This window comes from Phenylobacterium sp. 58.2.17 (genome assembly GCF_026411515.1).
GTDB lineage: Bacteria > Pseudomonadota > Alphaproteobacteria > Caulobacterales > Caulobacteraceae > Phenylobacterium.
Genome location: NZ_JAPMTQ010000076.1, coordinates 1 through 9241 on the forward strand (window position 1 = coordinate 1; position 9241 = coordinate 9241).

Here is a 9241-nt window from a genome sequence, read left to right on the forward strand (position 1 = left end):
CATGGGGATCGGCGCCGGGGGCGTGAACGGCAGGTCGAGGGCAGCCGGCGGCCGGGGCGAGGCCGGGCGGTCCTGCGGCTGGGCCTCCGGCTTCGGCGGCGGGGGCGGGGGCGCCCAGGTCTCGACCGTGATGATCGGGCCCTCGGGCAGGGCCTCGGGCTCGGGCGGCGTCCAGGTCTTGACGGCGAGGTAGGCGGCCAGGCCGCCGTGGACGATCACGGACAGGGCGATGGCCGCGGTAACGGCCGGAGATCGGCCGGAACGAGGCTTCGACGGGCCGAGCGCGACCGGCATGAACTGACGGATGACCATTGGCGACCTCCCTTTGTTTTTCGTCGCTGAAACAAAGGGTCGCGCCGGGATCGTGTCCGAAGCTTGGCCGTTGGGAAGCGCAACGGTGGCGGGGCGGTGACCAAGTGGCGCCGCCGCCCCGCGAGCGGACCCTAGCCGAAGGTCAGCGGGTCCGGGCCGATGCGGCCGTCGGCGGTGTCGAGCGCAGCGAAGGCGGCCATGTCCTCGGCGTCGAGGGCGAAGTCGAAGACATCGAAGTTCTGGCGCAGGCGGTCCGGGTTCGCCGACTTGGGGATCACCAGGAAGCCGCTGTCGAGGTGCCAGCGGATGATCGCCTGGGCCGGCGTCTTGCCGTGCTTGGCGGCGATCCTGCCGATCACCGGGTCCTGCAGGACCTTGCCCTGGCCCAGCGGGCTCCAGCATTCGGTGACGACGCCCAGCTCCTGGTGCGCGGCGCGCAGGGCGGTCTGCTGGAAGCGGGGGTGCAGTTCGACCTGGTTGACGGCCGGGGCGACGCCGGTCTCGCCGACGATGCGGCGCAGATTGTCGGCAGTGAAGTTGGAGACGCCGATCGACTTGGCGCGGCCTTCCTCCTTGAGCCGGACCAGCGCCTTCCAGCTTTCGACATAGAGGTCCTGGGTCGGGCAGGGCCAGTGGATCAGGTAGAGGTCGACGCTGTCGCGGCCGAGCCGCTGGAGCGACTTGTCGAAGGCCTTGAGGGCGCGGTCGTAGCCCTGGCTCTCGTTCCAGAGCTTGGTGGTCACCGCCACCTCGCCGCCGGCCGCGGCCCGCTTCAAGCCCTCGCCGACGCCCTTCTCGTTCTGGTAGATGGCGGCGGTGTCGACATGGCGATAGCCGGCGTCGATCGCGGTCTGAACGATCACAGCGGCTTCGTCGTCGGGGACCTGCCAGACGCCGAGGCCGAACTGGGGCAGCGCCGCCCCGTCGTTGAAGGTGATCAGCGGCTGGGTCATCGGCGGTCCTCGCGGAAGATGGGAAGCGCAAGATCGGGAGCCGCCGAGCGGGGCGCAAGTCGCCGTCTGCAAAGAACATGGTTAGCAACACGTTAACCATGTCGGGGCACATCTGGCCCATGGCGATCGAGGGAATCAGGGGAGTTGTGGAGGCCGCGATCCAGCGGGCCTCGAACGCCACTGGCGTCGACTTCACCTTCCTCATGAAGACCGCCGCGCGCGAGAGCGGCTACAATCCGCGCGCCAAGGCTCCGACCTCGTCGGCGGCGGGCCTTTTCCAGTTCGTCGAGCAGACCTGGCTGGCGACCCTCAAGCAGCACGGGGCCAAGTACGGCTACGCGCGCTATTCGGAACTGATCACCAAGGGGACGGACGGCCGCTATCGGGTCGCGGGGGCCGAGGCGCGCAAGGCGGTGATGGACCTGCGGATGGATCCGCACGCCGCCTCGCTGATGGCCGGGGAGCTGACCTCCGACCACGCCTCGTACCTGAAGGGCAGGGTAGGCCGCGCGCCGACGGCCGGCGAGCTCTACGCCGCCCACTTCCTGGGACCGCAGGGCTCGGCGCGGCTGATCGAGGCCGTGCGCAGCCAGCCGGGCGCGAGCGCCGCGGCGATGTTCCCGGACGCGGCCAGCGCCAACCGTTCGATCTTTTATCGCGACGGCCGTGCGGCGACGGTGTCGGAGGTCTATGCGAACCTGACCAAGGGCGCGCACGGCCCCGCCGCCACCGGCCAGCGCCAGGCCCCGACCGACACAAAGTTCGTACAGTACGCCTCGGCCCGGCAGCAGGCCCTGCAGACCAGCCAGGACGCGATGGTCGACCTGATCCTGCGCGGGACCAAGTCCGACGACGACGCCAGCGCTGGTCAGCGCATGACCGGGTCGCTGTTCACCAGCGAGATGCTGCGGGTGTTGTCCGAGGCGCGCGACAAGGCCAGCTGAGGGGCCAGCTAGGCTGCGGCCCCGGCGCTGAGCATGGCGTCGATCTCGGCGGACGAATAGCCGATCTCGGAAAGCACTTCACGGGTGTGTTCGCCCAGGCCCGGCGCCGGGGGGCGGCGGTCGGCGTCGGCCCCGGGGAAGCGGGCCGGCGCGGCGGGGGAGCGGTAGGCGCCGCCCTGGCCGTCCTCGATCTCGACAAAGGCGCCGGCGGCGGCGGCCTGCGGGTCGGCGGCGACCTGCGCGGGGGTCTGGACCGGCGCCCAAACCTGGTCGGCCGCGTCGAGACGCCGGGTGATCTCGGCGTAGTCGAGGCCGCCGAAGGTCGCGTCCAGCTGTTCGACCAGGGCGGCGCTGTTCTGCCGGCGGACCTTACCGGTGGCGAAGCGGGCGTCGAGCGGCAGGTCGGGACGCTCGAAGGTCTGGCAGAGCACCTGCCAGTCGTTGCTGGCGCCGCGCGGATTGAGCACGAACCAATGGCCGTCGCGGCTGCGGTAGAAGTTGGCCAGCGGGTCGAACGGGGCGCTGCGCGGGCGGTTGGAGGCGAGCTTGCCGAAGGCCAGCTGGACGGCGAGGTCGGAGCCGACGGCGTAGACGCCGGTCGCCAGCAGCGAGGTCTGGACCACGCGCCCGACGCCGGTGCGCTCGCGCTCGTAGACCGCCGCCAGGATCGCCGAGACGGTGGCCAGCGAGGTCATGTGGTCGCCGACGCCGGTGCGCAGGATGAACGGGTCCGATCCCTTCGGCGCGTGCATGTGGGCCACGCCAGCCCGCGACCAGAAGGCGGTGACGTCGAAGCCGGGTTTGGCGGCGTCCGGCCCCTCAAGCCCGTAGCCGGTGACCATGGCGTAGATCAGCCGCGGATTGGCCGCCCGCAGGGTCGCCTCGTCGAGGCCGGCGCGCTTGAGCGCGGCGGGGCGGACATTGGTCAGGAAGATGTCGGCCTGGGCCGCCAGGCGGGCGAGGGCGTCGCGGCCCTCCGGTTTGCCGATGTCCAGCACCATGGCGCGCTTGCCGCGGTTGTCGAGGCCGAAGGTCGGGTTGCCGGTCAGCTCGCTCTTGGCGTCGCCGAAGACGTGGCGCATCGGGTCGCCCTCGGGCCGCTCGACCTTGATGACGTCGGCGCCCCAATCGGCCAGGACGCCGCCGGCGCCTGGCGCGGCGATGTAGGAGGCGAACTCGACGACCTTCAGACCCTGCAGCAGCACGCGCGCCTCCCTTGTTGTTGGAGGCATCTTGGCGGCGCGGCGGCGCAGCCTCAAGACTGTACGGACGTCAGCCTAGGCGAAGGCCCGCGCCGGCGGGGCGTCGCGTTCGACCGCCACGGCGTCGGCGACCGCGCGGGCGACGGCGGCGACGCTGACCGGCTTGCGCAGCACGACGTCGGCGCCGGCCTGGGAGCATTCCTCGGCCTCGTCGGCGTCGCCGCCGATCACCGCGACGATCGGCGTCTGGGCGTTGTCGCCGTTGAGCTCTCGGATGGCGGCGATGGCGGCCGGGCCGTCGAGGTTGGGCATTCGCCCGTCGATCATCAACAGGTCGAACTCGCAGACGCGGGCCAGGTCCAGGGCGCGCTGGCCGTCGACGGCGTGGACGACCTGGTGGCCGAGCTGTTCGATGACGGCGCGCAGCATGGCCGCGTTGAGGGCGTCGTCCTCGGCGATCAGCACGCGCATGCGCTGGCGCGCTTCGGGCAGCGCCGAGGCCAGCTCGATCGGGGCCTCCAGCTCGCGCTCGGGCAGCGCGTCGGCGTTGAAGGGCAGTTCCAGGCGGAAGCAGGAGCCGACCCCGACGGCGCTGTGGGCGGACAGCTCGCCACCCATCAGGCGGGCCAGCTGGCGTGAGAGCGACAGGCCAAGGCCCGCGCCCGAGGTGCCGGCGCTGGTGCGGGCGATGCGGTTGAAGGGCTCGAAGGCCTGCTCGAGCTCTTCCTTGGCGAGGCCCGGCCCGGTGTCGGCGATTTCGATCGACAGACGCCCCGGAGAGGCCAGCTCGACGCGGGCCTCGACCCGGCCGCGGATGGTGAACTTCAGCGCGTTGCCGAGCAGGTTGGCGAGAATCTGGCGGGCGCGGTGCGCGTCGGCCATGGTCGCGCCGGTCTCCATCGCCGCCAGATCGGAGGCGACGTGGAGCGACAGCTCGAGCCCGCGGGCGGCGGCGTTCGGGCGGTTGAGGATCACCAGGTCGCGGACCAGCGCCACGGCGTCGAAGGCGTGGGTGTCGACCGCCAGGCGGCCAGCCTCGGCGGTCTCGGAGTCGAGCGTCGTGTTGAGCACCGCGATGAGGTCGTTGGCGGCGTCGAGGGCCGCAGAGAGCTGTTCGCGCGAGGGCGCGCCGCGACCGTTATGGCCGACCGCCGAGGCGAGCACGTGGGCGACGCCGGTCAGGCCGTTGCGGATCTCGTGGCTGAGGGTGGCGACGAGGTCGGACTTCGATCGGGCGAGCCGCCGCGCCTCGTCCATGCGCAGGTCACGGTCGGCGATCAGCACCTCGCGCTCGGCGGCGAGCGCGAACTGGCGGCGCAGGATGCGGTTGAGGATCATCGCGAGGGCGAGGGCCAGGGCGATGGCGCCCATGGCGAGCTTGGCCAGGGCCTGATCGTCCGGATGGCGCATCAGGAAGTAGAGCGGCCCGGCGGCGGTGGCCATGCCGACGATCAGCAGACTGGGCAACCAGGGGGCCGTGAAGAAGATGACGATGGCGGCGGCTGCCACGGAGATCAGCATCAACTCGCTGCGGGCCGGGCCCGCACCGTCCCCGAAGGCGGCCATCTGGGCCACCGCGACGGCCCAGATCAGGCCGCAGAGAATGTGAATCTGGCCGCGCTTTCGTAGGTCGGCGAGCGCCTCCGGCTTCTTCAGCCAGTTCACGGCGGCGTAGAATACGCCCCAGGCGATCGCGAAGATCGCGAAGGTGCCGGTCATCCAGACGGCGTTGCTAGCGTAGGCGCCGGCCCAGACCAGCATGGGCAGGCTGATCGCGAACACGGTCAGAGCGTAGGGCAGCAGCGACGTCTGAGTTTCGAGGGCCTGCTGGGTGACCGACGACCCGCCTCGGGCCTTGGCATTCTCGGTCTCGACCAGCATGAATCGGGTTCCCTCGGCGGCTGGTGGAAACCATACGGCGGCAGGGTTCGCGATCAGTTACGCGACATCGTAAATCCACAGATTGAGGGGCAACCGTTCGTTAAGCTTAACCTTAGATTATCCTTTTGGCGGGGGCCTCAGCCCTCTTCTGGGGCAAGGGCTATGGCGACGACGCGGGCGGCGCTGACGGACGAAGATATCCGCACGTTGGTCAAGGGCGCGACGCCGGACGAGCGCGCCTTTGCGGCCCGCAAGATCTGCCGCCGGCTGGATGCCGCCGTGCTCAGCGAGGCGGATCGCGCGCACGCCCAGGAGATCCTGCGCGTGATGGCCCATGACGCCGCCGAAATGGTGCGTGAGGCGCTGTCGGTCACATTGAAGAGCTCGCCATTGGTGCCGCGGGATGTCGCGGTCCAACTGGCGCAGGACGTCGAGCGGATCTGCATGCCGATCCTCGGCGCTTCGCCGGCGTTCACCGACGCCGACCTGGTCGAGATCGTGCGGGTCGGCGGGCCGCTGCGCCAGGTGGCGGTGGCCCGGCGGCCGCAGGTGTCGAAGACGGTGACGCGCGCCATCGTCGAGCTTGGCGAGGAGGGGGCGGTCGAAGCCGCCTGCGCCAACGACAACGCCGATTTCGCCGAGGAGACCCTGGACGCCGCGGTGGCGCGCTTCGAGCGTTCAGAACGCGTGCTGGCGGCGGTGGCCTACCGCGACGCCCTGCCGCTGGCGGTCACCGAGAAACTGGTCGCCCTGGTCGGCGACCAGGTGCGCGATCACCTGCTGAACCGTCATGAGATTTCGGCGGAGCTGGCCTTGGAGATCGCGCTGGGCGCGCAGGAGCGCGCGACCGTCGACCTGGTCGACCAGGCCGGACGCACCAGCGACGTGAAGGCCTTCGTCAGCCACCTGCGCGAGAACGAGCGGCTGACCGCCTCGCTGCTGCTGCGGGCGCTCGCGCAGGGGCACATGACCTTCCTGGAGTGGGGGCTGGCCGAGCTGGCCAGCGTGCCGCATCACCGGACCTGGTTGATGATCCATGACGCCGGCCCGCTCGGACTGAAGGCGATCTACGACCGCGCGGGGATGCCGGCGCGCCTGTACGGGGCGTTCCGGGCTGGGGTGGATACCTACCACTCGATGGAGTTCGACGGCGGCGCGCGCGACCGCGAACGCTTTCAGGAGCGGATGCTGCAGCGGTTCCTGACCCAGGTCGATGTCGCCAACCGCGAGGACTGCGACTACCTGCTCGACAAGATGGACCGGCTGTCGGCCGACGCACGGGCGGCCTATCACGCCGAGGCGCAGTCGCGACAGGCCAGCGCCTGACCCAGGGTCACACTTGCGCGGCGGGGGAGAGGCTCCCAAGCTGGCGGCATGACGAGCCAAGACATCAAGCCGGCCGCGACGATTCTGCTGCTGCGCGACGCGCCGGACTTCGAAGTGCTGATGGTCAAGCGCCATCACCAGATCGACTTCGCGTCCGGGGCGCTGGTGTTTCCAGGCGGCAAGAGCCACGCCGGCGACCATGACCCGGCCTGGGCCGAGCGGGCGCTGGGCTGGTCTGACTTCGACGCCGAGCAGCGGGGCTTGCGGATCGCGGCGATCCGCGAGGTGTTCGAGGAAGCCGGCATTCTGTTGGGCCGGCGGGCCGACGGCGCGGCGATCGGCGGAGAGGCCGCCTCGCTGGATGTGCGTCTGAAGGTCGATCGCGGCGAGCTGGCTTTTCTTGACGTCGCGCGTGAGCTGAACGTCGTCATCGATTTGAATGCATTGACGATTTTTGCAAGATGGATCACGCCGCCGCTGACCCCCAAGCGGTTCGACACCTGGTTCTATGTGGTGGACGCGCCGGACGATCAGGTGGCGGCCTGCGACGGGCGCGAGACCGTCGATGCGGAGTGGATCGCCCCGAGCGAGGTGCTGCGGCTGGCGCAGGCCGGCGAGCGCAAGGTGATCTTTCCCACGCGCATGAACGTGCAGTTGCTGGCCGAGGCGGTCAGCGCCGACGATTGCGTGGTCCGGGCCAAGGCGCGGACCCTGGTGACGGTCGAGCCGCAGATCCAGGATCGCGCGGGCGGCAAGGTGCTGGTGCTGCCGCCGGACGCCGGCTACGGCGTGGTCGAGGAGCCGCTGGCGAACGTGATGTAGGCGATTGCGCCTCGGTGATCAGGCCGCCGCGGCGACCTTGCGTTCCAGCTCTTCGATCAGGATGCGGCCGACCGGATGATCGTCGGTCTTGATGCTGTCGCGGACGGCCGCCTTGATGGCGTCGATGTGCGCGTCGACGAGCGGTAGCGACACGGTCAGGCGCTTGTCCTTGTCGTCGATCAACCGGCAGAGCGAGGCGCCTATGCGGGTGATCAGCGGAAATTCGTAGGTCGTGCCCAGGCCCTTCAGGTCGTGGGCGCGCAGGTAGAGGGTCTCCATGGTCTCGGCGGTGACGCCGTCGTCGCGGACGAGCTGGCGGGCCGCGTCGAGCTTGATGACCTCTTCGGAGAGCCACTGGGCGAAGTTGCCGGACAGGCTCTTCAGGGCCGCTTCGGCCTTGGCGATGGCGCTCGGATCGATCGCGCCGAACCGACCGCCGACCTTCAGGCGAAGGCTGGGGGGCTGGATGACCGGATTCTGCTGGCTCACTACGCGCCTCCTAGGACAACGTGGGGCACCCTAGAAGACAGGCGTTAACAACGGATGAGCCTGGAACTCACGGTAATCATACGGAAAACTGCTCGGCCAGCACGCGTTCCTCGAGGCTGCGGCCGGCGTCGAACAGCATGTGCAGGGCCACTTCGCGGTTTTCGGCGATCTGCACCTCGACCACGTCGCGGACTTCGAAGTTGTCGGCCACGGCGCTGACCGGGCGCTTGTCGGCCTCGAGGATCTCGAAGGTGACCTTGGCGGTGTGGGGCAGCAGGGCGCCGCGCCAGCGCCGCGGGCGGAAGGCGCTGATCGGGGTCAGGGCCAGGACCTTGGCGTCGAGGGGAATGATCGGGCCGTGGGCCGACAGGTTGTAGGCGGTGGACCCGGCGGGGGTGGCCACCAGCGCGCCGTCGCAGGACAGCTCGCCCAGCCGCACCTTGCCGTCGATGGAGATGCGCAGCTTGGCGGTCTGGCGCGTCTGGCGCAGGAGCGAGACCTCGTTGATGGCCAGGGCCTCCAGCCGGCGGCCGGCGGCGTCGATCGCCGCCATCGACAGCGGGTGGATGACCGCGCGCTCGGCGGCGTTGATCCGTTCCAGCAAGGCGTCCTCGCTGTACTCGTTCATCAGGAAGCCGACGGAGCCGCGGTTCATGCCGTAGATCGGCCGGCCGCTCTTGAGGTTCTCGTGCAGGGTTTCCAGCATGAAGCCGTCTCCGCCGAGCGCGACGATGACCTGGGCCTCGTCCTCCGAGGCCTGGCCGTAGCGTGCGATGAGCGCCTCTCGGGCCTCCTGGGCCTCGGGGCGGTCGCTGGCCGCGAAGGCGAGACGGGTCACGAATGGCTCAGGCTTGAACATGGCCCGGCAAAAGTCCGTGAAACGAGCGATCCGTCAACCGGGGTTCACTGCGCGGCGGAAGGCGGCGCCGGCGATGTGGGCCTCGAATGGACCGAAGGCGCCGCCAGCCCGGCGGGCGCCTTCCTGGCCGCCGCCGGGTTGGCCGCCGTTGAGGTCGCGGACCATTTCCAGGATGGTCGGAAAGACGCTGCGGTCGATGCCGACGGCCGCGCACGCCAGGGCGAGCAGTTCGGGGCGGTCGGAGTTCACCGCCCGCAGGACATGGTTGCGGTCGAAGCGGCCGAGCGTCGCCAGGGCGGTGAGGAACAGGGTTAGCCGGCCCTCCTTGAGCGCGCGCAGCAGGTAGCCGGGCCGCAGCTGGCCGGCGGCCTCGAGCTTGGCGACCAGCCGCCGCTCCATCTCCTCGCGCTCTCCGTCGCGCGGCGCCGGCGCGGCGTCGGCCGGGGCGGCCCC

The 9241-nt window shown here is 70.4% G+C and carries 9 protein-coding genes and 1 pseudogene; 3 read left to right on the forward strand and 7 right to left on the reverse strand.

Annotated features, from left to right (window positions below; genetic code table 11):
* Together OUA97_RS22550 and OUA97_RS22555 are read right to left on the reverse strand one after the other, a co-directional pair.
* Positions 1-312 (reverse strand): annotated as a pseudogene (locus OUA97_RS22550) (hypothetical protein); the annotation flags it as partial.
* 131 nt (positions 313-443) lie between these two features.
* Positions 444-1265 carry an aldo/keto reductase gene (locus OUA97_RS22555; protein WP_267234333.1) on the reverse strand — a complete coding sequence of 274 codons (822 nt, stop codon included), beginning with the start codon at positions 1263-1265 and terminating at the stop codon, positions 444-446.
* Between the two features lie 119 nt (positions 1266-1384).
* Between OUA97_RS22555 and OUA97_RS22560 the strand changes: the two genes are divergently transcribed.
* Positions 1385-2209 carry a transglycosylase SLT domain-containing protein gene (locus OUA97_RS22560; RefSeq protein WP_267234334.1) on the forward strand — a complete coding sequence of 275 codons (825 nt, stop codon included), beginning with the start codon at positions 1385-1387 and terminating at the stop codon, positions 2207-2209.
* A gap of 8 nt (positions 2210-2217) precedes the next feature.
* Here the strand turns inward: OUA97_RS22560 and OUA97_RS22565 are convergent, their stop codons facing one another.
* Together OUA97_RS22565 and OUA97_RS22570 are read right to left on the reverse strand one after the other, a co-directional pair.
* Positions 2218-3414 carry a CaiB/BaiF CoA transferase family protein gene (locus tag OUA97_RS22565; RefSeq protein ID WP_267234335.1) on the reverse strand — a complete coding sequence of 399 codons (1197 nt, stop codon included), beginning with the start codon at positions 3412-3414 and terminating at the stop codon, positions 2218-2220.
* A gap of 72 nt (positions 3415-3486) precedes the next feature.
* Positions 3487-5292 (reverse strand): ATP-binding protein, encoded by a 1806-nt coding sequence (locus OUA97_RS22570; RefSeq protein ID WP_267234336.1) that lies wholly within the window; start codon positions 5290-5292, stop codon positions 3487-3489.
* A 162-nt stretch (positions 5293-5454) separates the two neighbouring features.
* On the opposite strand from OUA97_RS22570, the gene OUA97_RS22575 reads away from it, so the two are divergent.
* Together OUA97_RS22575 and OUA97_RS22580 are read left to right on the forward strand one after the other, a co-directional pair.
* Entirely contained in the window at positions 5455-6618 is a 1164-nt protein-coding gene (locus OUA97_RS22575) for a DUF2336 domain-containing protein (RefSeq protein ID WP_267234337.1), read from the forward strand.
* A gap of 48 nt (positions 6619-6666) precedes the next feature.
* On the forward strand, positions 6667-7440 hold the full coding sequence (locus OUA97_RS22580; protein WP_267234338.1) for an NUDIX hydrolase: 774 nt from the start codon (positions 6667-6669) through the stop codon (positions 7438-7440).
* Positions 7441-7458: 18 nt separating this feature from the next.
* Here OUA97_RS22580 and OUA97_RS22585 read toward each other — a convergent pair whose 3' ends face one another.
* The 3 genes from OUA97_RS22585 to OUA97_RS22595 all read right to left on the reverse strand — a co-directional run.
* Positions 7459-7929 (reverse strand): Hpt domain-containing protein, encoded by a 471-nt coding sequence (locus tag OUA97_RS22585; protein ID WP_267234339.1) that lies wholly within the window; start codon positions 7927-7929, stop codon positions 7459-7461.
* A 76-nt stretch (positions 7930-8005) separates the two neighbouring features.
* Positions 8006-8788, reverse strand: a complete 783-nt coding sequence (locus OUA97_RS22590) for an NAD kinase (RefSeq protein WP_267234340.1) — start codon at positions 8786-8788, stop codon at positions 8006-8008.
* Between the two features lie 33 nt (positions 8789-8821).
* Positions 8822-9241, reverse strand: a 420-nt coding sequence (locus tag OUA97_RS22595; protein WP_267234341.1) for a DUF2336 domain-containing protein, incomplete at its 5' end; no start/stop codon positions are given.